This is a genomic window from Gloeobacter violaceus PCC 7421, assembly GCF_000011385.1.
Classification (GTDB): domain Bacteria; phylum Cyanobacteriota; class Cyanobacteriia; order Gloeobacterales; family Gloeobacteraceae; genus Gloeobacter; species Gloeobacter violaceus.
This window is the reverse complement of sequence record NC_005125.1, coordinates 785,803-810,541: the sequence shown is the minus strand read 5'-3', so window position 1 is coordinate 810,541 and position 24,739 is coordinate 785,803. Positions and strand designations below refer to the sequence as shown.

The 24,739-nt window shown below is 60.5% G+C and carries 26 protein-coding genes and 1 tRNA gene; 10 read left to right on the top strand and 17 right to left on the bottom strand.

Annotated features, from left to right (window positions below):
* Positions 1-17: 17 nt before the first annotated feature.
* Together GLL_RS03955 and GLL_RS03950 are read right to left on the bottom strand one after the other, a co-directional pair.
* A complete protein-coding gene (locus tag GLL_RS03955; RefSeq protein ID WP_011140761.1) occupies positions 18-572 on the bottom strand; it encodes a 5-formyltetrahydrofolate cyclo-ligase in 555 nt (184 codons plus the stop codon).
* On the bottom strand, positions 569-1,495 hold the full coding sequence (locus tag GLL_RS03950) for a hypothetical protein (protein ID WP_164928596.1): 927 nt from the start codon (positions 1,493-1,495) through the stop codon (positions 569-571). Before GLL_RS03950 ends, GLL_RS03955 begins: the two co-directional genes overlap by 4 nt.
* Positions 1,496-1,616: 121 nt before the next feature.
* Here GLL_RS03950 and GLL_RS03945 point away from each other — a divergent pair, with 121 nt between their 5' ends.
* Entirely contained in the window at positions 1,617-2,975 is a 1,359-nt protein-coding gene (locus tag GLL_RS03945; RefSeq protein ID WP_011140759.1) for an anthranilate synthase component I, read from the top strand.
* Positions 2,976-3,114: 139 nt separating this feature from the next.
* Entirely contained in the window at positions 3,115-4,725 is a 1,611-nt protein-coding gene (gene gpmI, locus GLL_RS03940; protein WP_011140758.1) for a 2,3-bisphosphoglycerate-independent phosphoglycerate mutase, read from the top strand.
* Between the two features lie 198 nt (positions 4,726-4,923).
* Here the strand turns inward: gpmI and GLL_RS03935 are convergent, their stop codons facing one another.
* Positions 4,924-5,718: a SpoIID/LytB domain-containing protein gene (locus tag GLL_RS03935; protein WP_164928594.1), complete on the bottom strand. Its 795-nt coding sequence runs from the start codon at positions 5,716-5,718 to the stop codon at positions 4,924-4,926.
* 75 nt (positions 5,719-5,793) lie between these two features.
* Here GLL_RS03935 and GLL_RS03930 point away from each other — a divergent pair, with 75 nt between their 5' ends.
* From GLL_RS03930 to GLL_RS03915, 4 genes are all read left to right on the top strand, one after another.
* Positions 5,794-6,462 carry a phosphoribosylanthranilate isomerase gene (locus GLL_RS03930; RefSeq protein ID WP_011140756.1) on the top strand — a complete coding sequence of 223 codons (669 nt, stop codon included), beginning with the start codon at positions 5,794-5,796 and terminating at the stop codon, positions 6,460-6,462.
* 82 nt (positions 6,463-6,544) lie between these two features.
* Positions 6,545-7,522: a solanesyl diphosphate synthase gene (gene sds, locus GLL_RS03925; protein WP_011140755.1), complete on the top strand. Its 978-nt coding sequence runs from the start codon at positions 6,545-6,547 to the stop codon at positions 7,520-7,522.
* A gap of 117 nt (positions 7,523-7,639) precedes the next feature.
* Positions 7,640-8,710, top strand: a complete 1,071-nt coding sequence (gene fba, locus GLL_RS03920; RefSeq protein ID WP_011140754.1) for a class II fructose-bisphosphate aldolase — start codon at positions 7,640-7,642, stop codon at positions 8,708-8,710.
* Between the two features lie 132 nt (positions 8,711-8,842).
* Positions 8,843-8,995, top strand: coding sequence for a hypothetical protein (locus GLL_RS03915; protein ID WP_164928593.1), 153 nt, complete (start codon positions 8,843-8,845; stop codon positions 8,993-8,995).
* Positions 8,996-9,091: 96 nt separating this feature from the next.
* On the opposite strand, the gene GLL_RS03910 is transcribed toward GLL_RS03915, so the two are convergent.
* From GLL_RS03910 to ndhC, 4 genes are all read right to left on the bottom strand, one after another.
* The gene (locus GLL_RS03910; protein WP_011140753.1) at positions 9,092-9,592 is read right to left on the bottom strand and encodes a DUF1622 domain-containing protein; all 501 of its coding nucleotides are present in this window, start codon (positions 9,590-9,592) and stop codon (positions 9,092-9,094) included.
* Positions 9,593-9,830: 238 nt separating this feature from the next.
* Positions 9,831-10,361 carry an NAD(P)H-quinone oxidoreductase subunit J gene (locus tag GLL_RS03905; RefSeq protein ID WP_011140752.1) on the bottom strand — a complete coding sequence of 177 codons (531 nt, stop codon included), beginning with the start codon at positions 10,359-10,361 and terminating at the stop codon, positions 9,831-9,833.
* Between the two features lie 4 nt (positions 10,362-10,365).
* The gene (locus GLL_RS03900) at positions 10,366-11,064 is read right to left on the bottom strand and encodes an NADH dehydrogenase subunit K (RefSeq protein WP_011140751.1); all 699 of its coding nucleotides are present in this window, start codon (positions 11,062-11,064) and stop codon (positions 10,366-10,368) included.
* A gap of 61 nt (positions 11,065-11,125) precedes the next feature.
* Positions 11,126-11,488 (bottom strand): NADH-quinone oxidoreductase subunit A, encoded by a 363-nt coding sequence (gene ndhC / locus GLL_RS03895; RefSeq protein WP_011140750.1) that lies wholly within the window; start codon positions 11,486-11,488, stop codon positions 11,126-11,128.
* A 116-nt stretch (positions 11,489-11,604) separates the two neighbouring features.
* Here ndhC and GLL_RS03890 point away from each other — a divergent pair.
* Positions 11,605-11,676: transfer RNA gene (locus GLL_RS03890), tRNA-Gln, on the top strand.
* 10 nt (positions 11,677-11,686) lie between these two features.
* Here GLL_RS03890 and cobU read toward each other — a convergent pair.
* Entirely contained in the window at positions 11,687-12,241 is a 555-nt protein-coding gene (gene cobU, locus GLL_RS03885) for a bifunctional adenosylcobinamide kinase/adenosylcobinamide-phosphate guanylyltransferase (RefSeq protein WP_197530112.1), read from the bottom strand.
* A gap of 110 nt (positions 12,242-12,351) precedes the next feature.
* Here cobU and clpS point away from each other — a divergent pair, with 110 nt between their 5' ends.
* Positions 12,352-12,633 (top strand): ATP-dependent Clp protease adapter ClpS, encoded by a 282-nt coding sequence (gene clpS, locus GLL_RS03880; protein WP_011140748.1) that lies wholly within the window; start codon positions 12,352-12,354, stop codon positions 12,631-12,633.
* Here clpS and csaB read toward each other — a convergent pair.
* The 8 genes from csaB to GLL_RS03840 all read right to left on the bottom strand — a co-directional run bounded on the left by csaB (position 12,630) and on the right by GLL_RS03840 (position 21,009).
* Positions 12,630-13,673: a polysaccharide pyruvyl transferase CsaB gene (gene csaB / locus GLL_RS03875; RefSeq protein ID WP_011140747.1), complete on the bottom strand. Its 1,044-nt coding sequence runs from the start codon at positions 13,671-13,673 to the stop codon at positions 12,630-12,632. The genes clpS and csaB overlap by 4 nt on opposite strands.
* Before the next feature lie 2 nt (positions 13,674-13,675).
* Complete coding sequence (locus tag GLL_RS03870; RefSeq protein WP_011140746.1) at positions 13,676-14,329, bottom strand: response regulator transcription factor; 654 nt, start codon at positions 14,327-14,329, stop codon at positions 13,676-13,678.
* A 144-nt stretch (positions 14,330-14,473) separates the two neighbouring features.
* Positions 14,474-15,502 (bottom strand): SDR family oxidoreductase, encoded by a 1,029-nt coding sequence (locus GLL_RS03865; RefSeq protein ID WP_011140745.1) that lies wholly within the window; start codon positions 15,500-15,502, stop codon positions 14,474-14,476.
* A gap of 145 nt (positions 15,503-15,647) precedes the next feature.
* Positions 15,648-15,872 (bottom strand): chlorophyll a/b-binding protein, encoded by a 225-nt coding sequence (locus GLL_RS03860; protein ID WP_011140744.1) that lies wholly within the window; start codon positions 15,870-15,872, stop codon positions 15,648-15,650.
* A 1,380-nt stretch (positions 15,873-17,252) separates the two neighbouring features.
* Positions 17,253-18,917 carry a cytochrome c oxidase subunit I gene (ctaD, locus tag GLL_RS03855; RefSeq protein ID WP_011140742.1) on the bottom strand — a complete coding sequence of 555 codons (1,665 nt, stop codon included), beginning with the start codon at positions 18,915-18,917 and terminating at the stop codon, positions 17,253-17,255.
* 5 nt (positions 18,918-18,922) lie between these two features.
* Complete coding sequence (locus GLL_RS03850; protein WP_011140741.1) at positions 18,923-19,882, bottom strand: cytochrome c oxidase subunit II; 960 nt, start codon at positions 19,880-19,882, stop codon at positions 18,923-18,925.
* Positions 19,879-20,472 (bottom strand): DUF2231 domain-containing protein, encoded by a 594-nt coding sequence (locus tag GLL_RS03845; protein WP_011140740.1) that lies wholly within the window; start codon positions 20,470-20,472, stop codon positions 19,879-19,881. Before GLL_RS03845 ends, GLL_RS03850 begins: the two co-directional genes overlap by 4 nt.
* A 30-nt stretch (positions 20,473-20,502) precedes the next feature.
* Complete coding sequence (locus GLL_RS03840; RefSeq protein WP_011140739.1) at positions 20,503-21,009, bottom strand: DUF2231 domain-containing protein; 507 nt, start codon at positions 21,007-21,009, stop codon at positions 20,503-20,505.
* Between the two features lie 560 nt (positions 21,010-21,569).
* Between GLL_RS03840 and GLL_RS03835 the strand changes: the two genes are divergently transcribed.
* Entirely contained in the window at positions 21,570-22,322 is a 753-nt protein-coding gene (locus GLL_RS03835) for an SRPBCC family protein (protein ID WP_197530111.1), read from the top strand.
* A 19-nt stretch (positions 22,323-22,341) separates the two neighbouring features.
* Positions 22,342-23,514 carry a zinc-dependent alcohol dehydrogenase gene (locus GLL_RS03830; protein ID WP_011140737.1) on the top strand — a complete coding sequence of 391 codons (1,173 nt, stop codon included), beginning with the start codon at positions 22,342-22,344 and terminating at the stop codon, positions 23,512-23,514.
* 9 nt (positions 23,515-23,523) lie between these two features.
* Here the strand turns inward: GLL_RS03830 and GLL_RS03825 are convergent, their stop codons facing one another.
* Positions 23,524-24,669, bottom strand: a complete 1,146-nt coding sequence (locus GLL_RS03825) for a 3-deoxy-7-phosphoheptulonate synthase (RefSeq protein ID WP_164928592.1) — start codon at positions 24,667-24,669, stop codon at positions 23,524-23,526.
* Positions 24,670-24,739 lie beyond the last annotated feature (70 nt).

Genomic DNA, 24,739 nt, shown 5'->3' with positions numbered 1-24,739 from the left:
GGAGGGTGGCACGCGCCTCACGCTCCCGGCTGCGCAATTTCGGGCCACAGGAAGCCGGCCTCGGTGACAATCCCGCCCATCGGCCGATCCCAGGGGTCGGTGGGAACTTGCTCATAGACAAATTCGCTGTAACCCACGGCGATGGCCGGTAGCGCATAGCGTGCGAGGAAACGATCGTAATAGCCGCCGCCGTACCCGATGCGGTAGCCGCGCCGATCGCAGGCTACCACCGGCACCAGCACCCAGGCTGCTCCAGCAGGATCGACCGCTTCGCAATCCGGTTCCGGTTCGGGCGGACCCATGGCCCCGCGCCCGACGCGGCCGGGTTCATAGCGGTGCCAGGTGAGTTCCGTCCCCGCCACCCGGGGCACAGCCCAGGTGCGGCTGTCGGCGAACAATGGCCGCAGGTCCGGTTCGTTGCGAAAGGGCAGGTAGGCGAGGATGCACCGGTCTGTGGATTCGAGTCGGCCGCTTAGATAGGCGCGGATGCGCTCGCTCATCCGCTCGCACGCTTCGGGGCTGAGCGCCCGGCGCCTTCCAAGGCACTGGACGCGCAGGTCGGCTTTGTTCACTCCGGCCGGGGCTGGCGGTCCGGTCGGAAGGGGCGCTCGGGTTTGACCAATCCGGTGCCGCCCTCGCTGCGCTCCGCCGATCGGGGCCGTAGACCGCCGCCGCCTTCGCCGCGGGGGCCACGGGGGGGACCGCCTTTGCCTGTGGGACGGCGGGGGCCGCCGCGGCGCTTGTCGCCGACGGGCTTGGGCAGCACGGCAATGGGGGTGCCGTCCTCGATGCGCAATGCCTCGCTGGTGCGGCGCACCTCGAGATCCCAAAATTTGCCGCGGGCGTCCTCGGGCAAAAAGCCCTCCAGACGCAATTTAAAGGCCCGGCCGGGTTTTTTCTTTTTGCTCTGCTGGCGGATCTTGAGCAGGACAAAACCTTCTTGCTGGGACTGAAAGCTCACTTCGCCGCGGATGGAGAAAAAACCGTCTACACCCTCGACGTTGGCGGTCGAAAACAGCAAAGTGGACTTTTCAACCGATTCGTCACTTTCTGTTTCCGTCTCCAGTTCTTCGTCCTCTTCGTCCTCTTCGTCCTCTTCATCGTTGGAGTCTTCTTCGGCGGAGTCGAAGGCGCTGTCTCTGTCGGGTTTAAGCCCTTCTGGGTTGAGCGACCAGACCCCGACAATCTGGGTGTGCAGGCCGCCGCCGTCGCGGGTGCGCGGGTAGACCACCCAGGGGTGATCGGTTGAGAGATCCAGGTGCTTGCGCACCAGGCTCAGCACCCGGCCCAGGAGCACCGCGTCGATTTCGACGCCGTCGGGGGTGAGCAGTTTGCCCTGGGTGATGCGCTCCTCGCTCGGTTCATAGCGGCCGCGCACGATGCCGATGGCCCGGTACTGCAAAGGTTCGCTCGGAGCAGGAAAGGGCGCTTTGGGATCTTCTTCGGGAATCTGAATGTGATCGAGATCGATTGGAGACGGCGGAGTTACGTTCATGTATACCAATGCGGACGAATGGCGCAATCGCAGACTGCTCTCACTTTGACATATGCGCCTGGGTTTGGCACACCATCGCAGGCGGGCGAAAATGACCCCAGTCCTTGACGCTTTGCTGTCGATGTCGATGGTTGCCCCCACCTGGCACTGGCTGTACCTTCCCCTCGAAGGACGCACCGGCTCGTGCCTGTTTGAGCGCCTGTTCGGCGAGGAGGCGGTGGCGGTCCTGCTCGAAAGCCCCCAACTCTCGCCGCGTACCGCCCGCTACTCGATCTTGGCTGCCTGTCCGCGGCGCGTGCTTGCTCCCGCCGTCGGTGAGATTCTGCCCGCGCTGCGCGCTTGGCTTGCCGCCGCGCGGCGGCAGCTGCCGCCGCCCGAGTGGAGGGGGCTGCCCTTTCGCGGCGGGCTTGTGGGCTGGTTCGGCTACGACCTGGCCTGGGAAATCGAAAGGCTGCCGTGGCTGCGGAACGACCCCTTGCCTTTTCCGACGGCCTGGTGGTTTGAGCCGGCCGTCTTTGCCGTCGCCGATCATCGCGAGGATAAGCTTTTGCTCGCCGTCGACAATCGGTCGGGACTCGGTCCCGACCGGGGAAGCCTGGCGTACTGGTGCAAGCGGCTCGACAGACCGATTTTGACCGACGAGGAGATCAACAGTGGTGCGTTGCCGCGCCTGACGTCGCGCGACAGGTTTTTGGAGGCTGTCCATCAGGTCAAGGAGCACATTGCGGCCGGGGATATCTTTCAGTGCAACCTCTCGCTTCGCTTCGAACTCGACTGGGAAGGCAATGGCTGGCGGCTCTACCGACGGCTGGTCGGGCTCAATCCTTCGCCTTTCGCCTGTTACTGGCGCACGCCCTTCGGCGAAATCGTCAGCTGCTCGCCCGAGCGGCTTTTAGAAGTGCGCGGCGAAGCGCTGAGCACCCGCCCGATCGCGGGAACGCGCCCGCGCGGGTTCACCGCTGCCGCCGATCAACGCCTGGAAAGCGAACTGTTAATCAGTCCCAAGGAACGCGCCGAGCACATCATGCTGGTCGATCTCGAACGCAACGATCTCGGGCGGGTCTCACAACCGGGCAGCGTGCAGGTGGACGAACTGATGGTCATCGAGCGCTACTCCCACGTCATGCACATTGTCTCCAACGTCGTCGGCCGCCTGCAGCCCGGATGCGACGCCCTGGACGCGGTGCGCGCCGTCTATCCCGGCGGCACGATCACCGGCTGTCCGAAGGTGCGCTGCATGGAAATTATCGAGAGGCTCGAACCGGTGCGCCGCTCGCTTTTTTACGGCTCGGCGGGTTACCTCGACTGCACCGGTGACCTGGATCTCAACATTTTGATCCGCACGCTGCTCAAGTCCGGCTCCCGGATTTGGGGGCAAGTCGGGGCGGGCATCGTCGCCGATTCTGATCCCCAGGGCGAATACCTCGAATCGCTCGCCAAGGCCAAAGCCCTCTGGAAAGCCCTGGGAGACAGTCGATAAGTTGAGCGGCAAATCGATCTAAAAAAATTCATAGTAAATGTACCCAAACCGCCCCCGATGTTTTTTACTGGGTACATACGGACCGATGTAGTCAGCAAGACTCCCTATAAAAAATAGGGAGTCTGCACCATTTAGGGTCATGGCATTTATGGGCACTTCTAGCGCAGTCCATCCAGCGATTCTGGTCATCCTCGACGGTTGGGGCTACCGCGAGCAGACCGACGGCAACGCCGTCGCCGCCGCCAAAACTCCGATCTTCGACGCGCTCAAAGCCAGCTATCCTTTTACACTCATCCACACCAGCGGCAAGGCGGTCGGTCTGCCGCGCGGGCAGATGGGCAACTCCGAAGTCGGCCACCTCAACCTGGGTGCGGGCCGGATGGTCCCCCAGGAGCTCGTGCGCATCTCCGACGCGGTCGAAGAAGGCACGCTGCTTTCCAACCCCGAACTGCTGCGTCTCTGCCGCACGGTGCGCGAGCGGGGCGGCAAGCTGCATGGGGTGGGCCTCGTCTCCGACGGCGGTGTCCACTCCCACATCGAGCATCTGTTTGGGCTATTGGACCTTGCCAAGCGGGAGGGTTTTGAAACGCTGTTTATCCACGGGATGAGTGACGGTCGTGACACTCCTCCCACTTCGGGTGTTGCGTACTTCGAGAAGCTCGAAGCCCGCATCGCCGAAACGGGCTTCGGCACGATTGCTACTCTGGGTGGCCGTTACTTTGGGATGGACCGCGATCGCCGCTGGGATCGCACCGAGGCGATGTACCGGGTGATGACCGAGACCGGCCCCGGCACGGGTAAACGCGCCTCCGAGACCTTGCGCGAGAGCCACGCCGCCGGCAAGACCGACGAATTCGTATTGCCGGTGCGCCTGGCTGCCGGTGCGGTCGAACCCGGTGATGGGGTGATCTACTTCAACTTCCGCCCCGACCGGGCGCGCCAGCTCACCCGCGCCTTCGTGCAGGCGGACTTCGACGGTTTCGTGCGCCCCTACCTCGACCCGCTCGCCTTTCTCACCTTCACCCAGTACGACGCAACCTTGCCGGTGGCAGTGGCTTTTGCGCCCCAGAGCCTCGACAACCTCCTGGGTCAGGTGATTGCCCACCATGGCCTGCGGCAGTTCCGCATCGCCGAGACCGAGAAGTACGCCCACGTCACCTATTTCTTTAACGGCGGCATCGAGACGCCCCTGCCCGGCGAGGAGCGCTCGATGATCCAGAGCCCCCTGGTGCCCACTTACGATCTGAAGCCCGAGATGGCCGCCCGCGAGGTCACCGACCACGCCGTCGCCGCCATCGAAACGCGCCAGTACTCGCTGATTGTGATCAACTACGCCAACCCGGACATGGTGGGCCATACCGGCAACTTCGACGCTACGGTTAAGGCGGTCGAGACGGTGGACGCCTGTATCGGCCGCCTGGTGGAGGCGTGCGTGCGCGCCGGGGGCACAATGCTGCTCACCGCCGACCACGGCAACGCCGAACTGATGTGGGACGAACAGGGCAATCCCTGGACCGCCCACACCACCAACCCGGTGCCGTTTATTTTGATCGAGAGCGAGGGTCTTAAAATTCCCGGTTGGGGAACGGACGTGCAGTTGCGCGCCGGGGGCAGCCTCGGCGACATTGCCCCGACGATCCTCGAAATTTTGGGCCTCCCGCAGCCCGCCGAGATGACCGGCCGCTCGCTGTTGGGCGAAAGTGAAATCGAGATCCGCACCCCCCGCAGCCCTCTGCGCGTGGGGCTGTGAGAACATAACCCGCATCCAGAATCTCGGCTTTACTCGGCGGATTCTAGAAGTGAATTTGCTTCAGAACACTGGTCACATCGCCGCTTCAGGAACTGGCGATTTCGATCACAGTTGTACTGCGAGATGGCTTACAGGGGCGAGCCGAGCGCTTCGCTCCGCTGCGGCTCTGGTCGCCAGGCAACAGGACGGTCAGCGCCGTTATTTGGGAAAAGCGATCTGGTAGACGTGGCTTTTGTACCAGTAGGCGAGGATGTCGTGGTAGTTCCAGCCCGCCTGGGCCATCATCTGGGACACCTTTTGGCTCAGCAGAAGGCCTTTGGGAACGGGAAGCGAGTATTCGCCGTAGCGCACCCAACCGGCGATGCCCTCGGCGCGGTAGAAACCCTGGGCCTTCGAGTAGTCGAGAAACTGATCGCGCGTGGCGGCCACGGCCCGGTCGGTGCGCGGGTGAGTGAGCAGGGTGCTTTTGCCGGTGCGGGGGTTGTATCTGGCAAAGCCGCCGTAGACCTGGTCGGTGACCGTGTCCACCAGGTCGTAGTGGGGACCGTGCTTGCGGCGTACCCAACTGGTGAGTGCGTACGTGCGCGCCGCCACCGCCTGAGCCATCAGGGCCTGATCGCCGTAGCTTGAGGGCATCTCCCGGGGCACCACCCCGCGCAAATAGGTCTCCGAATCGACAAAGTTGATAGCGACAAGCCCCCCATGAAGCCGGCGAAACTGCACGCTCTCGGGATACCAGCGATCCCCCACCAGCACCAATCCTTCGGGGGGCAACTGTACGACCCCGCTACTTTCGCGCCGAACAGTAAACCATTGACCGGGAACGAGGTCGACTGCCGTGCCGTTGTCCTGGCGCAGTTGGGCCGGAACGGAGACGACGATTTTGAGCGTAGACTGCGGCCCTTCCACCAGTACCCGAAGCGGAAAAGCCTGCAATGGAGCGGCAAAGGCGAGCAACAACACCCAAAGCAGCAGGGCGGGTCCGGGCTTCATCGGTTGGAGCCGTCCAAAAGTACGCAGCAACCCTAACCCACGGCTAGCATCGTAGGCAAGAAACACCCGTCTACCATGCGCGTAAAAATCTGCGGCTTCACCGACCCGGGCCAAGCCCAGGCCGCCGCCCGGTTGGGAGTGCACGCCCTGGGCTTTGTCTGTGTCCCCGGCACCCCCCGCTATGTGGACGCGGCCCGCCTGCGCGAGATCGCCGCCGCCCTGCCGCCGTTCACCTTCAAAGTCGGCGTCTTCGTGGATGCGCCCGTTGAGGCGATGCGCGCCGCGGTGGAAGCGGGCGAGCTGCAGGGGGTCCAGCTCCACGGCGAGGAGAGCCCCGAGACCTGCGCTCACCTGGCGCGGACGCTTCCTGGGATTTTGCGGATCAAGGCTCTGCGCGTCCGGGAACCGGCGGACCTCGAAAAGATCGCACTGTACGTGGATGCCATCGAAGCGGTCCTACTCGACGCCTGGCATCCCACCCAGGCGGGCGGGACAGGACGAACCCTCGACTGGAAGGCGCTGCAGGGGTTTTGCCCGGCGCTGCCGTGGATGCTTTCGGGCGGTCTGCGGGCCGACAATCTGGCCCAAGCCCTGGACATCCTGACACCCGATGCGGTTGACCTGTCGAGCGGCGTCGAGAATGGGGTACCTGGACAAAAAGATCTGAGCAAAATCACTCAGATCTTGCACATCGCCCAAGGCAACACCGGGCAACGCCGACCGCCCCTTTGCGATGGAACGTGACTGCGGCGAATAGACGCGGGCGGTTTATGATTAATGATGAAGGCACTGTTACCTTTCTTAATTTCAGTGCGCAGCTGGAGAAATGAGCGTGGTGTCCGCAGCGAACTGGTCGGCCCTGGTCGAAGACGACTTAAGCCAGATGACGCGCAATTTGAAGAATCTGCTGGGGACGAAGCATCCGGTTCTGTATGCAGCGGCTGAGCACCTGTTCAACGCGGGCGGCAAGCGCATCCGCCCGGCGCTGGTGCTTTTGGTCTCGCGGGCGACGGCGGCCTACGGCGAGCCGACCGAGCGGCACCGCCGTCTGGCTGAAATTACCGAGATGATCCACACTGCGTCGCTGGTGCACGACGATGTCATCGACACCAGCGCCGTGCGCCGCGGCATCGACACGGTCAATTCCCGCTTCGGCAACCGGGTGGCGGTGCTGGCGGGGGACTATTTGTTCGGGATGGCCTCGGCCTACCTGGCCCGCCTGGGCAGCCTGGAGGTGGTCGAGCTGTTGGGAATTGTCATCTCGCACTTCGGCGAGGGCGAACTGTTGCAGAGCACGCTGCAGTTCGACTCGGACCTGACCTTCGAGCAGTACATCGACAAGAGCTTTTATAAGACCGCTTCGTTGATGGCAGGCACTTCGAGGGCGGCGGCGGTGCTCTCCGAGAGCCCAGCGGCCGTCTGCGAAGCGCTCTACGAGTACGGTCGCCACCTGGGCATCGCCTTTCAGGTAATCGACGACCTGCTGGATTTCACTGGTTCGACCGCCAAACTGGGCAAACCCGCCGGTTCGGACCTGCGCGACGGCAATCTCACCGCCCCGGTGCTCTACGCCCTCGAAGAGTCGCCTCACCTGAGCGGCCTCATCGAGCGCCAGTTCGAGCAGAAGGGCGATCTTGAAAAGGCCCTTTCGCTGATCCATGCCAGCCGTGCGCTGGAGCGCACCCGCGAGCTTGCAGAAACCCACGCCCGCCGGGCGGTGACCTCTCTCGACACTCTCTCCCCCTCCCCGGCGCGCGAAGCGCTCAAAGATTTGGTCGGACACACCGTCAGCCGGCTGTACTGATGGGCCGTGTTTGTAATGGCCTCGCCAGAATCCGAAATCTATCTTAAAATTGGGGCCAGTACGGACGGTCACGCAGCGGTTCTGGTTGGAACCGGAAGGCACATCTAGGAGGAAATTATGGCGCTTGTACCGTTGAGGGTTTTGCTGGATCACGCCGCTGAAAACAACTATGGCATTCCGGCGTTCAACGTCAACAACCTCGAACAAATCAAGGCGATCATGGACGCCGCCCGCGAAGTGAACAGCCCCGTCATCCTGCAGGCGTCGCGCGGCGCCCGCAAATACGCGGGTGAAGCGTTCCTGCGCCACATGGTGCTTGCGGCGGTCGAAGAATACCCCGAGATTCCGATCGTCATGCACCAGGACCACGGCAACAGCCCGGCCACCTGCTACTCGGCCATCAAGAACGGCTTTACGAGCGTGATGATGGACGGTTCGCTGATGGAAGACGCAAAGACCCCGGCGAGCTACGAATACAACGTCGAGGTGACCGCCAAGGTGACCGAGGTGGCCCACGCTCTGGGTGTGAGCGTCGAAGGTGAACTCGGCTGCCTCGGTTCGCTCGAGACCGGCGCCGGCGACAAAGAGGACGGCCACGGCTTCGAGGGCACCCTCTCCCACGACCAGCTTTTGACCGACCCGGATGAGGCGGCCGATTTCGTCGAGCGCACCGGCGTCGACGCCCTCGCCATCGCCATCGGCACCAGCCACGGCGCCTACAAGTTCAGCCGCAAGCCCGACGGCGCCATCCTCGCCATCGACCGCATCCGCGAAATCCACCGCAGGCTCCCCAACACCCACCTGGTCATGCACGGTTCTTCGAGCGTGCCCCAGGATCTCCAAGACCTGATTAATGCCCACGGCGGCGCCATTCCCCAGACCTGGGGAGTACCGGTGACCGAGATTCAAGAAGGCATCCGCAACGGCGTGCGCAAGGTCAATGTCGATACCGACAACCGCCTGGCGATCACCGCTGCGGTGCGCGAAGCCCTCGCTAAAGAACCCGCCGAGTTCGACCCGCGCAAGTTCTTGATTCCTTCGATGAAGTATATGCTGAAGGTCTGCCGCGACCGCTACGTCGAGTTCGGCTCCGCCGAGCAGGCGAGCAAAATCAAGCAGGTCTCCCTCGATGAGATGGCCAAGCGCTACATCGCCGCAAGCACCATGAAAAAGGCCGTCACGGTCTAACAGCTGTACCACTTAAGCACCAAAAAGGGGCTGATTCTCGGCCCCTTTTTGTTTGCGGTACTGCCGACAAAATGCCGGTATGTAAGTCCGCACCTGGGCGTCCGGCTTAGCCTTGAGGAGACTGGGGAATTGGTGATCCGGCAACCGAATGGCGAGAAGTTCGAGACCTTCCTGGCCTTGGCCGAACGGGCCGAACAAGAAAGGCAAAGAGCCGAGCGGGCCGAGCAGGAAGCAACCCGCCTGCGCGAGCGATTGCGGCAGTTAGGCGTTGAGCCGGATATTTAGGGGCTCTCACCTGAAAACAAGAGCGCAACTCTGATTTACAATTTTCTTTGGCTTAGGTAATGTGCAACGCACTCGCTGAGTTGCGCATGACGCCCTCTACTCCTTCGACGTGGATCTTTCCTTCACCGAGGTCCGCCCTTCGGCTTGCCGAATTTCCTGCTCTAGAAAGTAATTGAGCAGCGTGCGCAGCAGCACGATCGCCGCCAGAGTCAAGATGTCCTGGCGGGTGGGCGCTACCGCCGTGCGCAGAATGTCGCTGGCGACGGTAAATTCGAGGCCCAACGTCAGCATCCGGCCCAGTTGCAGCCGGATCGTCTCGATCGAATCGAACCCCTCGCCCTGCGGCAAGAACCCTCGCCGAAAGTACTCAAAGATGCCTCGCAATACTGCGATGCCGATCACCAGGGCGGCGGCGATCTCCGCTGCCGCCGCAAAGTAACCGACGATCAGTTTCAGCCAGGGCTCCAGAGGATTGGCGAGCGCACCTTCGACGACCGGCTGGGCGACATCGAGGCTCAAAAGGAGGGCGAGCCCCAGGATCAGTGCAGTCGGCAGCAGCAGGCTGAGCGGGTTGTTGCGCGGTGTCTCCGGTTCCATCGCTTGCGGTGAACTAGTTACGGACAATCATCTGTCCTTTGTTGGAATAAAGCTTGAGCTGACGCCACCAGGGATACACCACCTCGACTGTCACCCCTTCGTGCGGCTGGGCCCACTTGACGCACTGACCCGCATACCCTTGAGCCGCCCAAATCCGTTGCAGGCGAGCAAAAGCCTTACCGATACCAGCCAACACCTCACGACCACCCACCCGGTCGTGCCATAGACCGTGTAGGGCTCAGTAGGCGTCCTGCAGTTCGTAAAAGTCGGGCGTCACGTAATCTTTGCGCATCGGCCAGCCCACCCAGTCCTCCGGCATCAGGATGCGGATGAGGTTGGGATGGCCTTCGTAGATGATCCCGTACATGTCGAACGACTCGCGCTCCTGCCAGTCCGCCGTCTTCCAGATCCAGTAGACCGAAGGGACGCGCGGGTTGTCGCGGGGCAGAAAGACTTTGATGCGCACTTCCGGCGGCCGATCGGCACTGTCGCTCAGCTTGGTGAGGTGGTACATGCTCCCGAGGGAATCACCAGGGCCTTCGTCGAAGCCGCACTGGCAGGCCAGATAGTTGAAGCCGTCGTCGTAGAGAGCCCTGGCCACCGCGATCAGGTGCTCGGGCTCCACTTTGATGATCTCGATTTTGCGGTTGTCGAGACCCGTCAACTCGTGGGGTAAACCGCGCGCCTTGAGCGCGTCGGAAATAGGACCGGTGACAAGCTCGATGGCAGTCTGCCCATCGGCCGCGGATTGGGTGGTTTGCTCTTCCATCGGATCAGACCTGTTCGTTTTGCTTGACGACTTCGGGCAGCACCAGAGGCATCTCCATGGCCGCCGCCAGCCCCGGTGGGGGCGCCTGGCGGGTCGGGCTCTCGAGATACTTGCTCGAGAGTGACTCCGGGACCGCTTTGAGCGTGTGGGCAGTAGTGTGGTAGCGATGGGTCTGGCGGATTTGCTCGTAGCGGTCGCGCACGTCCTCGGTGGCCATTTTCTTGCGCAACTTGACGATCGCATCGAAGATCGCCTCGGGCCTGGGCGGGCAACCCGGAATGTACACGTCCACCGGTATGAGCTTATCGACACCCCGCACGGTGGTGTAGGAGTCGGTGGAGAACATACCGCCGGTGATCGTGCACGCGCCCATGGCGATCACGTACTTGGGCTCGGGCATCTGTTCGTAGAGGGTCACCAGCGCCGGGGCCATCTTCATGGTGACCGTACCGGCGGTGATGATCAGGTCCGCCTGGCGCGGTGAGGCGCGGGGCACCAGCCCGAAGCGGTCGAAGTCGAAGCGCGAGCCGATCAGTCCGGCAAATTCGATAAAGCAGCAGCTCGTGCCGTACATCAGAGGCCAGACGCTCGAAAGCCGCGCCCAGTTGTACAGATCGTTGAGCGTCGTGAGCACCACGTTGTTGGTCAGTTCGCTGGTGACTTCGGGGCGCTCGATCGGGTTGAGCAGGTTCTTGATGTCCATGGCGTCTTGGGGCTTGCGCCCGTGCGGGGTGGGTGGATGCAGAATATACAGTCGGGTCGAATCAGGTCCACTCGAGGGCGCCCTTGCGCCAGGCGTAGACCAGGGCGACCACCAGAATGGCGATAAAGATCAGCGCTTCGATAAACGCGAGCAGTCCCAGCTGGTTGAACGCCACGGCCCAGGGATAGAGAAACACCGTCTCCACGTCGAAGACGACGAAAACCAGGGCGAACATGTAATAGCGGATGTTGAACTGGATCCAGCTGTCGCCGCGCGGATCGACCCCCGATTCGTAGGTGGTGGTGCGGAAGGCGCCGGAACCTTTGGGACGGATGAGATAGGAGATGGTGAGGGCCAGTACCGGGACCAGGGCGCTCAACAACAAAAAGATGAGCAGGGCGTCGTAACCGGAAAGAACAAACACTGCGTTTTGTGAAGTAACGGTTGTGTCCTTCAGTGTAACGCAGCTGTACGGCCGAGGCCCGAGCGGACCTCGCCTTGACAGGCTTGCGAGCGCGTGGGTTACGATTGGCAAAGCGTTCGGGCGTCGCCAAGCGGTAAGGCACCTGGTTTTGGTCCAGGCACTCGGTGGTTCGAATCCATCCGCCCGAGGATAAGTGATTCAAAATTGATCGATCGGCCGCCCCACCACCTTCAGGTCGAGGGCGTAGCCGTTGGCGACCAGGTAAGCGGCGTCGGCCTCGCGGGCCACATTGCGGTTGAGTTCACCAAGCAAGTCTCGAAAACGCCGACCCAGGGGATAGACGGGGATCACGCCCCAGCCGACCTCCTCGCTCACGGCAATCACCCGTGCCGCACACCGGTGCAGCTGGCCAGGCAAGGCCGCCACCTCCTGGGCGAGCGACTCCTCCGCCAAATCTGCGAGCAGCCTCGCACCCAGCCAGCCCCCGAGCGAATCGATCAGCAAGCATTCGTCCGCTTCGGCTTCTGCGAGTACCGCTTCGAGGGCCGGCCCACCGGGCGCACCGGTCTCAACCAGACTCCAGCAGGCGGGACGGCGCTTGCGGTGACGCGCGAGGCGTCCCTGCCAGTCCGCATCGTCGGGGACGCTCCAGCCTGTGGCGACATAAGTGACCCGGGCAGAGGACACCGCCAGTCGTTCGGCCAGCTGGCTTTTGCCGCTACGGGCGGGGCCGCTTACCAGGATCAGTTTCACCGCCACCCCTTCCAATTGCTCGGCCAGTGGATATATTTAGTATTGCCAACGCCTCTACCGGCAGGCAGAATAAGTAGCTGAGTATTTTTGCGCATCCACCCGAATTTTTTATGAGCACCGAGACCCTTGAGAGGAAAAGTGTACAGCGCAAACCCATGCCGCTGTACAAAGTTCTGCTGCACAACGACGATCACACGCCGATGAACTATGTGATCGAGGTGTTGATGAAGACCATTCCAAAGATGCAGCCTTCCAAGGCGCGCAAGATCATGCTCGAAGCCCACAATGGCGGGGTGGCGGTGGTGATTGTCTGTGCCCTTGAACACGCCGAATTTTATAGCGAAAGCCTCAACCGCCACAACTTGACTAGCACCTACGAACCGGACTGCTAAGCCGGGGCAAGCACCCGGGTAAGTACCCGAGCGTTGGCGCGTGCTCTCTGCACCCAGCTTTGGCGCGCCTCGGCATTGAGACCGCTGCCCTGCCTGTAGGCTTCACCCCAGGCGCGGGCGAGCACCGCCGGGTCGTCGGGAAGCCGGTTGAGTTCGCAGCCGGGAGCCTGGATCTCGCTGAGCAGTTGGGTCACTTTCGGATCGTAGCTGAGGCCCCAGACCGGATTACCCCCGGCGGCGGCCATCAGCACACCGTGCAGGCGCATGGCGACAGTAAGCTGCACCGAGGCGAACAGGCCCATCAATCGACGGGGATCGCCCTCGCTCACCACCAGGCCGGGTTTTTCGAGACTTTCGGCAACCGTGCGGGCAAGGGGTTCATCCCCGGGAATCTGAAAAGGAACACACAGAACGCTTGCACCGATGTCGCGCTGCAGTTGGTCGAGGGCCGCGATGATCACGGCCTGCCGCCGCACGTCGAGGTCCGGGTGGGGTCTGAGGACCACCGCCACGCGCGGCGGCGCGAGCGCCCCGGCCGTCGGGTTAGAAGCCGGTTCCAGTGCCCAGACCGGATCGCAGGTCTGTTCGTGGGGGATACTCCAGCTATCGAGTAACCGGGCAGAAGCCGCATCGCGCACACTCACCGCCCGGCAGCCCGCCAGCAGTCTGCGGGTGTAATCGCGGCACCAGGGATCGCGCAACGGCCCGATGCCCTGCGCCCAGGCGACGGTGCGCTTGCCGAAACTCTGGGCCAGCTGCATCAGCGAACCGTAGTAGAGCACGCTTTTGCGGCCGGTGACATCCTGCATCAGACTGCCGCCGCCCCAGATAAAGGCATCGGCGCGGGCAATGGTGCTGCTGACTGCAAACAAGTTCCAGCGATCCCGGCATTCGACGGCGTAGCGTTTTTGCATTTGTCGGGGGTTGGCCGCGAGCACCACCGGCTGGACGTGGGCGGGCAGCATCTGCAGCAGAGTGGACAGCAACGCTTCGTCGCCGCAGTTGCCAAAGCCGTAGTAGCCGCACAGAACGGCCCGCATTTCTAAAACTGCACCAGCTTGCGCCGCACCGCCTCGATACACAGCGCCACCCGGCCGTTGGTTTCGTTGGTATCCTCCAGAGCGATCCCCAGCTTTTCTTTAAGGCGCTGGACGTGGTTTTGTACCGTTTTTTTGCTGGTATAGATGCGATCGGCCACGGCCTGATCGGTAAGCGCTTCTTTGCAGATAAGGCCGAGCACCTCGACCTCCCGCTCGGTCAGCTGCAACAGACCGCGCAGCTCGCGGGGGATCTTCAGCTCGCCGCTCAGAGCACTTTTGGCACCTTCGAGAAACTGGGTGCGCCGGTCCATCTTGTTGACGGCGGCAAAACCGCCCTCATGGCGACCGATCGCATCGCCTAGGGGGGTGAGCAACAGGGGCTCACTCGAATAGACCATCACGCACTGGTGCGGAAAGTGCTTGAAGACGTCGCGCAGCAAATTGAGGCCCGGCTCTGCCGACTGCTGGCCGCTGGTCTGACCGTAGAGCAAATCGATCACCAGCAAATCCGGTTGGAATTCTTTGAGGCGCTTGATGGCGGCGACCGGGTCGCTCAAAGTCTCGCAGTAGGCGTCGGCTTCGAGCTTCTGCAACCACTCGCAGTTGTTCTTGGCCACTTCGGGATGATCTTCGACAATGATGAAGCGCAGTGCCATAGGGGTGTTGAGGGATTTTCCTCAGCGTATCACTGCGGCTCCTCCTCTGCTCGAGCCCAAAGCGCAAGTCCGTATTCAGGCAAGACTTGAGTGTGGATTGCTTTGGGTTGCACCGGTTGCTCCCTCAATCAAAAGTAGATGCGTTTACTTGCTGACTTGTTCGTTTACCCGTGGCCGCAAAAGCCCGACTAGGCCCAACAAAGCGAACGCCCCCAACGCGGCGGCAACCGCCGGATAGCGATCGGTCCAATCGAGCAAACTGGGGATGGCCAGATGACTAAAATCTCCCCGAGAGCGGTCGTATCCCTGTTCGCTGTCTATGGGAGTGAACAGGTTATCGGGATCGCCTGGGGATTTGGGTTGCTGGGTGCGCTGCAAATCGAAAGCGGTCCACTCCAGCAGCTTATCCAGCAAAGGCGGCGAGAGCCGCTGAAGCCAATCGAGCACCCGACCGGAATCGCCCACGATCAATTCGCGCACGGGATGCTGGGCGGCGAACACGATAGCGTCCGCCACCAGTTCCGGTTGGTAGTAGGGTGGTACCCCGGAGGGTTTGACGCCCAGTTTGCTGCGCGCTTTGTTGTAGAAGGGTGTGTTGATCACTGAGGGGAGAATGCTGGTGACGCTCACAGGAACTCCGTCTTTGCGCAGTTCAAGCCGCAGCGATTCGAGAAAACCTTCGACGCCGTGTTTAGCGGCGGCGTAGGCGGCCATCAGCGGCATAGCCCGCCGCCCCTCTACCGAGGAAACATGAATCAGGGCGCCGCCGCCGGTCCGCTTGAGGTGCGGCAGGGCCGCCATCGCCCCATAGACCTGCCCGAGTAAACTGACATCCACCACCCGCCGAAACTCTTCGGCGGTAGTTTCCTCGAAGCGGCCAATCACCGCCGTAGCGGCTGCGTGCACCCAGGTGTCGAGGTGACCATAGCTCTCGACCGCCAGGTCGGCCACCCGCGACACCTGCGCAAAATCCGCGGCATCGGCGACGATCGGCACCACCTGAGTTCCGAACCGTCGAACTTCGGCGACCAGTGAAGCCAATCCTCCCTCGCTGCGGGCAGCTACCACAAGGCTTGCACCCCGGCCGGCAAATTGCAGGGCACTCGCCCGGCCGATGCCGCTCGATGCTCCAAACACTACGACCACCTGCTGTTCGATCGGTTTGAGGTTCATGGTGACTCCTGATGACAGGGAAGATGCAAAAACAACAAGGATTCGGTTTTTTATGCAATGCCATAAAAAACCAGGCCCCGGATTGGATAATCCAGAGTCTGGCGGCGAGAGAAATTGGTTCTCAATGTGAAAGCGTTCACCTGCCTTAGCGGGGAAAGCCGGTGCCGGAGGCAATGTTGAGAACATCGCGAACCACACTGTAGCCCGCGAGATCCCAAAGCAAATAAGCCACAAAACCAATCATCGCAAAGCGACCATTCCAAATCTCGGCCTGGGGCGTCCAACCGAGGCGAAATTCATTGCGATCGCGAGCCGGATCCAGGGGATCGGCGGTAATCGTTTTATCTTTATTATCCTGCCCTGACATCATAATCAAAATCCAAAATCGGCTTGTAACAACAGGCTAAGCAAACATCCAAATGTTCCCATCTCCCGAAAGGAGTAACCTACTTCAACCTATTTGCTAATGGCCTAACTGTGAATCAAAATAAACCTAAAAAAAGCAAACAACTTTAGAAACACCCTACAACATTCGGAATTTTTGACCTTACTTCAAGACTGTCAACCCCAAAATTGCTCAGCTGGACGCACAGCTGCAACCGATATTCGTGTTGCCGCCTGCGCAGGTATACCTCAGGGCATGCCCTATAGTTATAGTAAAGATCGACGTGGACAAGACCCGCCTGCCAATCGCTCCATTTCAAATTTGCCGTTCGGTTTAACTGTGCCAATTCCAAACGGTAGTATAGGGCTCGAGTGCAATTCCTAACTGTGTTGTGATCCCAATTCAGTCTCCGCTATTATTGTTGCAATACCTGCCTTATACTAACAGCACAGGTGCAAACAAATCCTCTGTTAAAACATGAGGTTCTGCGGGAACTCTGTCTAGAGACCAAGAGTGTATAGTGGTTTGCTCATCGCTTCGTTATTGCTGACATACTGCGCAGTCTGGAGTTTTGTGCGAATCACCGTAGCCATCTCCGGCAAAGCCGAAGGGCTCGTTTGGGAACCGCACACAAGCGCAAACCGAGTCACACTTAGCAGAAAGGGTTTTCGCGGGATTCACCTCTAGGGCTAGTACCACAAATCCTTCTAAAGATAGAACCGATTCTTCTAGTGAGTGTCTAAGTTAGTGCCATAGGTTGATGCGGGCTATGGCATTTGCTTAGTTCTCCAAGTTTAGCATTGCTGACGATTGAATGCTTAGCCCTAGACCGGTGGTCAGCACAGCAAAGTCACGGGAGTCAACAGCCGCCAAGCTCACTCTGGCGGCTTTCTCTCGAGCTGCGGGTAGGGCTCGTCTTTTGAGCCCCTTGTTCTTGTGAGGGTTCTTGCAATTCTTGCATAAGTGCCCGATTGAGACCCTGAACTGCATATCCGCAAGGTCCACTCGCTCAGCCGGAGAAGGACAAAATTCGTTGTCTTGCACAGGAGCTTTGGTATGATTCGACAAATGTGCTGGTTGCCCATGACCGAAACCGGAGGCATGCAGGTGCTGCACCTGAGAACCCATCCCTCTCAACCTTGGGTGCCTTATAATCAGCGTCCAGAATACGTCGTTTCCGATTACAACGAACCGGACGGCTCGAAAGGGTGGGCCTGTTACCAAAAGTTGCTCCGGGCGGGCTGGTCGCTAGTGCCGACGTCCCTGGCCATGCACGAACCTGTGTTGAGCGAGCGGCTTGAAAGTGCTTAAGCAGCCGTTTAGTGCCAAGTAAAACGATGCGCTTCTTCCATGCCCGGCTAACAGCTAGGTCTCTGAAGGATCCTCCGGGCCAGCACCTTTGCCGATGATGCCGTATTCGTAAGGCCCGGCGGTGATCACGGGCAGCTGACCAAAATTTTCGAGCGGCGGCGGCGAGGAGATGGTCCACTCTAGACCGTGGGAGCGCCAGGGGTCATTCTCTGCCTTAGTGCCGGCAAGCCAACTGATGAGCACATTGAGCAGAAACGGCAGTGTCGAGATACCCAGCACCGCCGCCCCGAGCGAAACGATTTGATTGAGGAGAGTGAACTGCGGCAGATATTCCGCCACCCGACGCGGCATGCCCAACAGTCCCACCTGGTGCATCGGCAGAAAGGCAAGGTTCAGGCCGATGATCGTGGTCCAGAAGTGGACTTTGCCCAGGGTTTCGTTGAGAAACCGTCCGGTCATCTTCGGAAACCAGTAGTATACCGCGGCGTACAGACCGAGCACGCTGCCTCCGAACAGCACGTAGTGCAGATGGGCGACCACGAAGTAGGTGTTGCTTACGTGGATATCCACCGGCACGGAGGCGAGCATCACCCCGGTCACCCCCCCCGCCACGAACATACCCACGAAACCCATGGCAAAGAGCATCGGCGTGGTGAGCCAGAGTTTGCCTCCCCAGATGGTGGCTACCCAGTTAAAGACTTTGATCCCGGTCGGTACGGCGATCGTCATCGAGGTGATCATAAAAAACAGCCGCAACCAGTCGGGGGTGCCGGAGGTGAACATGTGGTGCGCCCAGACCGTAAAGCCGATCACCCCGATGGCCACCGTCGAGATGGCCACCACCCGGTAACCGAACAGCGGCTTGCGTGCGAAGGTGGGCAGGATCTCCGAGACCGCGCCCATCGCGGGCAGGATCATGATGTAGACGGCCGGGTGCGAGTAGAACCAGAACATGTGCTGGTAGACCACCGGGTCGCCGCCTCTGGCCGGGTCAAAAAAGGCGGTCCCCAAAGCCAAATCCGACCACAGCAGCACCACGGCGGCGGTGAGCACCGGTACTCCCAACAGCGTGATCACCGAAGTGACCAGGGTATTCCAGATAAAGATCGGCATGCGGAAGAGGGTCATTCCCTCGGTGCGCATCGCCAGGATCGTGGCGATAAAGTTGACCGCCGCCAAAATCGAGGAGATCCCAAGGATGCCGACGCCGATACACCACAGCGACTGGCCGTAGTTGAAGAACGTCTGCTCACCCACCTGAATCGCCTGCAGGCTCAGGGGCGGATAGGACCACCAACCTGCCTGGGGCGGGCCGCTCGGGACCAGATAGCACGAGAGCAGCACCAGTCCCGCCGGGGGAATGAGCCAGAAGCTCGCAGCATTCAACCGCGGAAAAGCCATATCCCGTGCGCCGATCATCAGTGGCACCAAGTAGTTGCCGAGCCCGGCCGACATCGGGATGATCCACAAAAAAATCATGATCGTGGCGTGCAGGGTGAACAGGCCGTTGTAGGCGTCCTGGCTGACGACGTTCGACTCAGGTGTAGCCAGTTCCGCCCGGATAATCATCGCCTGCAACCCGCCTATCAGGTAGAAGGTAAAGGCGGTGACCAGATACTGGATGCCGATCACCTTGTGGTCGGTGTTGAAGGTGAAATAGCGCCGCCAATCGCCGGTCGCCCGGTTGGAAGCGGTCTGGGAAGCAGAAACATCGACCATGACTATTACGATCCTCTGTTGGGTTGCTGGAGGTGTTCGAGAAGCCGGGCCGTCTGGGGCGAGCGCACAGGCGTCAGCAAAGGCACAGGGTCAACGACGGTCGCCACAGCAGCGTCACGCTCCCCGGCGGCCACCTGGGTAGTGCGCCACTTCTCAAATTCGGCAGCCGTCTGCACATAGACGGTGGCCCGCATCGCCCCGTGGTAAGTGCCGCACAGTTGTGTACAATGCAGCACGTACTCGCCCACCCGGTCGGGCAAAAGCCGGATCTCCGTAGTCCGGCCCGGGATAATGTCCTGCTTGAGGCGAAATTCGGGCACCCAGAAGCCGTGAATGACGTCCTTGGCGGTCATCTTCAGCACCACGGGCCGGTTGACCGGCAGGTGCAACTCGGCGGTGGTGAGCCCGCCGCTCTGGGGGTAGGTAAATACCCAGGCCCACTGCACCGATTCAACCGCGACGGTGAGTTCGGTCTGCCCTTCCCGTTTGGGACCCAACTCGGGGGAGTCGGTCACCTGAGCCACTTCGCGCAACTGCGACTTCGGCCCCAGATGATGGCTTGCGCCGGTCTGGGGATTGCTGCGTATCAGTTTCAGGTACACGTCGTAACTGTAGACCCCCAGAAACGTCACCAGCACGATGGGCAGGATCGTCCAAAGAATCTCCAATTGCAGGCTGCCCTCGATGGGCGGGCCGTCGGAGTAGTCGTCCGGGGCGCGCTTAAAGGCGAAACCCGAATAAACCAGAAGTGCCACGATGGCCAGGGTGATCATCGTGCCGACGATCGCCATGAACCGAAAAAGCTGGTCTACCGACTTCGCCTCCGCCGAACCGGCCAGGGGCAGCAGCCAGTCGATGTTGCCGCCAATTAAAAAAGAGGCCAGGGTGATCACGACAACAGCGACGACGAGCAGCACCACTTTGAAGATCGTGGAGGCCCGTGGGAGCCGATCGAACCGGTTCATTCGCACACCCCCGTAACGCGACAACGCTCCGACGGATCGGCGGCCGGATTGCGCAGCAGTTGCACCGCCGTGTTGTGTACACCAAAGTCATTGGCCATCTGGGCACCCAGTTCTCCCTGCACGTACAAAAGACCGACGGCAATCACCCCGGTAAATACATATCCCCATTGCACTTGGCGCTCCTCGTGCTTGCGCCAAAAATAGCGCTGAAATCCACGCCAGACGCTCATCAGCACAATCACCGCCAGCATGGTCACCCCACCGACCGCGTGCAGCAATCGGGTCTGTTCAAGGGAGAAACCCCAGCGGCTCAGAATATTTGCTTCCGCCGGCGAAATTTCAATCAGCAAAGTCTCGAACATTCCAAAAGCCACGGTCACGAACGAAATCACCGCTGCCGCCACCAGGTTCCACCAGCCGATGTCGAACAAACTCGACCGGCCAATGGGCAAGGTCAGACCGAGGCGCTTGCGAAAATCGTAGAATGCCCCGGCCGCGTCGAAGAAAACGGCAATGATAAACAGTCCAATCGTAAAGTGCACAAAGGTCGGATGGAGAGGAACCAGATAAGGCAAATTGTTGAAATCCATTCCGGCATTCCGCGGGTTGTAGTTGTGGAATTACGGCTGGGTGCGGGCCGTCGTGGCTTCGACCACCGGTTTGACGTGGATACCGTAAGTCCACACCAGTTGTGTCCCAAGGAAAACTTGATAGAACACGGTGCCGACCACCAGCAGCGAGAGACCGAGGTAAGCAGGGTTGAGCCGATTGGGATCACGATAACGCGCCACACCCCTCCAGGCAGCCATGATCAAGATCAAGGCTCCCAGGGACCATCCGATAATTGTGTGCCAGGCTAGCACCGGTTGCATTGCATTGGATTGGTGCGCGAGTCCGGCTTCAATCTGACCGAAAATAATGGCGCCGATGACGGCGGCACAGGCGACTACCAGGTTGTACCACCCAACGTTGTGAAAGCTGGGTTTGCGACCAAAATAACCGATAAAGTCAAACAGCACCGAAGCGATTACCGTGGCTATCACAAAGTGCACAATGATAGGATGTATTGCGCTTCCGATGATCTCTGGGTAGGGTAGACCGTATTCGTTGAGCTTGATGTCAAACACAGGATTCTCCGACGATAAGTGCGCAGAGTGCTTGGAACAGTTGTTTCAACAAAACGAGACTCAAAGCTTTACTCCATCCATTGAGCCAATCTATTGAAATGAAAGCTTTATATTGACATTGTTTGTATTTGCCAACAATTGTTCTAAAAGCAGGAACCCATTAATGCGACTTGACCCTAGCAGGGGCTGAGAAACTTTGAAATCTATCTTTTGGTAGATCGCTCTGCAAAATTAAATCCAGTTGCTACTTCACGTTGTTGCAGAGCCCGTTGGCAAATTCCCGATTGTGTGGTGGAAAAGCCACACAAGATTTGATGATTTATTCCGACATTACTTACATTACTTATTTCCTTTGGCAGCGTTCAATCTTCGGGTATAGCGCTAAACGCCCGAAGTTACACCTTGCGAACTATGGGAGCCTTCACAAACAGGATCTACCGTTGGACAGTGAGCTATTTCGGGATCGTTCGCGTTCAATGTGAATCGACACCTACAGGCAGACCAGGATTGATCATAGGCGTCAGCGAGCGGTGTGTACGCAAATCGATGGAGACAAGCCGATGGCAACAAGCGATTCAGTGGGGTCTCGGGCAGGTTTGAGCGGTCCCGGCACCGAAGAGATGAACGTAGGCAGCACAGAAAGGCTGATTTCGATGATCAGCGGCAGTTTGGTGGCCTTCTACGGTCTATCGCGCAACAATCTGGGCGGCTTTGCCCTGGCGCTGCTGGGGGGAGGCCTGGTTTTGCGGGGCGTCACGGGCAAATCCATCGTCTACAAAGCGCTCGATATCGACACCGCGCACTCCGGGCGGGGCGACGGGCGCAACCTGCCGGACGAGCGCAACGTCCAAATCGCAAAGGCCGTGACTGTCAACCGCTCGCCGGAGGATCTTTACCGCTTTTGGCGCGACTTTGAGAATCTGCCTCGCTTTATGGGCCATTTGCAGTCGGTGCAGATCGTCGATGAGCGGCGTTCGCGGTGGGCTGTAAAGTCTCCGGGCGGTGGCACTGCTGAGTGGTTGGCAGAGATTGTCGAAGAAAAAGAAAACGAGCGGATAGCCTGGCGCTCGCTCGAAGGATCGGATGTTGCAAACGCCGGTTTGGTGCGGTTCAGCCCGGCTCCGGACGGTGGCACGCAGGTGCAGGTGACGATCACCTACGATCCACCTGCCGGAAAATTGGGAACGGTCCTAGCCTGGTTCGCCGGTGAGGAAACTTCGCAGCAGCTTTACGACGATCTGCGCCGCTTCAAACAACTTATGGAAGCGGGCGAGCTTATTTCCACCGACGGCCAACCCACCGGTCAGCGCTAATCCACCCATAGGAGCGATTATGAAAGCGGTTTGCTGGCACGGTGCGGGCGATGTGCGGGTTGAGACCGTCCCGGATCCGGCCATTCTTTATCCTCGCGACGCCATTATCAAAGTAACCTCCACGGCCATCTGCGGCTCGGATTTGCACCTCTATGACGGGGTGATCCCGACGATGCAAAAAGGCGACATTCTTGGCCACGAATTCATGGGCGAAGTGGTCGAAGTCGGGGCGGCCGTCAAGAACCTGCGCAAGGGCGATCGCGTGGTGGTGCCCTTCACCATCGCCTGCGGCCACTGCCACTTCTGCGAGCGGACGCTGTGGTCGCTGTGCGACAACTCCAACCCCAATGCCTGGATGGCCGAGAAAGTCTACGGATCTACCTCCGGTTCCGGGCTTTTTGGGTATTCGCACCTGTTCGGAGGCTACGCGGGCGGACAGGCGGAGTACGTGCGGGTTCCCTTCGCGGATACCGGACCGATGAAGGTACCCGAAAGCCTGACGGACGAGCAAGTGTTGTTCTTGACCGACATCTTTCCGACCGGTTATATGGCGGCGGAGAACTGCAACATCCAGCCGGGGGACACGGTGGCGGTCTGGGGTTGCGGGCCGGTTGGGCAGTTTGCGATTAAAAGTGCCTACATGCTCGGGGCGGACCGGGTGATCGGTATCGACCGCCATCCCAAGCGCCTCAAAATGGCCAAGGAGCAGGGGGGTGCCGAGGTGCTCAACCTCGACGAGGTAGAGGTGGGTGAGGCCCTTAAAGAAATGACCGGCGGTTGGGGGCCGAGCCACTGCATCGACGCGGTGGGTCTGGAAGCCCACGGCAGCGGCATCGAAGGGATTTACGACAACGTCATGAACGCCTTGAAGCTGGAGACCGACAAGCCCGCCGCCCTGCGCCAGGCAATCGTCGCCTGCCGCAAAGGCGGCACAGTCTCGATCCCCGGCGTCTACGGCGGCCTACTCGACAAGATGCCCATGGGGGCGGCGTTTGCCAAGGGGCTTACCTTCAAGATGGGCCAGACCCATGTCCACCGCTACTTGCAACCACTGTTGGAACGCATCGTGCAGGGCGAACTCGATCCGACTTTCGTGATCACCCACCGCCTCAAACTCGACGACGCACCGGAAGGCTACCGGACCTTCCGCGATCAAAAAGACGACTGTATCAAGGTTGTGCTCAAGCCTTGACTTGTGGCATCAAACCAGCAACTCGGCGCGGACGGCCGGCTTACACCGTCTAGCGCCGGCCGCCTCGTGTAGGCCGGTAAGCAATTGCTCTGTCTGTTCCCAGCCGATGCACGCATCGGTGATGCTCTGACCGTGGCGCAAGTTGCAGCCGTCGCCTAACTCCTGCCGCCCTTCGACTAGGTGACTTTCGATCATCAGGCCCATCATCCGCATATCCCCCTCGGCAATCCGTGCCGCCAACTGTTTGCAGACTTCCCCCTGGCGGCGGTGATCTTTGGAGCTGTTGGCGTGGCTGCAGTCGACCATCACCCGCTCCGGCAAGCCCGCCTCGCGCAACAACCGCCCTGCCTGCGCGAGATGTTCAGCCGAGTGGTTGGGGCCGTTTTTGCCGCCGCGCAACACGACATGGCAATCGGGATTGCCGCTGGTCAGCACGATAGCCGTGCGACCCTCGCGGGTGTGCGAAAGGAACTGATGGGCGTTGCGCGCCGAGAGCACCGCTTCGACGGCAACGGCGATGTCGCCGGAGGAGCCGTTTTTAAAACCCACCGGACAGGAAAGCGCCGAAGCCACTTGCCTGTGCACCTGACTTTCGACCGTGCGCGCCCCAATCGCCCCCCAACTGATCAGATCGACGATGTACTCGGGGGTGATCGGGTCGAGAAATTCGGTGGCCGCCGGCAGTCCGAGCCGGGCAATGTCGAGCAGCAACGCGCGGGCGGTGGTCAGTCCCTCACCGATACGACAGCTGCCGTCGAGGCCGGGATCGTTGATGAGTCCTTTCCAGCCGACCGTGGTGCGCGGTTTCTCGAAGTAAACGCGCATGGCGATGAGCAGTTCGTCCGCATAGCGGCGGGCGCACTCGGCCAGCCTCTGGGCGTACTCGCGCGCCGCATCGGCGTCGTGCACCGAACAGGGGCCGACCACCACCAACAGGCGTGAATCAAAGCCGCCCAATACAGCGCGAATCTGCGAGCGGCCCCGGCGCACTGTATTCTGGGCAGCCGCATCCAGAGGCAATTGCTCGCGCAGTTGCACTGGAGGAGGAATCTCACTCACCGAGACGATCCGCAAATCGTCGAGCGGCTCAAAGGCGAACTCGCCGACATCGCGAGAGCCGCCGGGCACTATCGTCCGCTGGTCCAAATCGGGCATGGCCGTGTGCTACCTGCTCTGGTTGACAACCTCCCAGATTGTGGCACCTCAAGCGGTAAATCGCGACGCT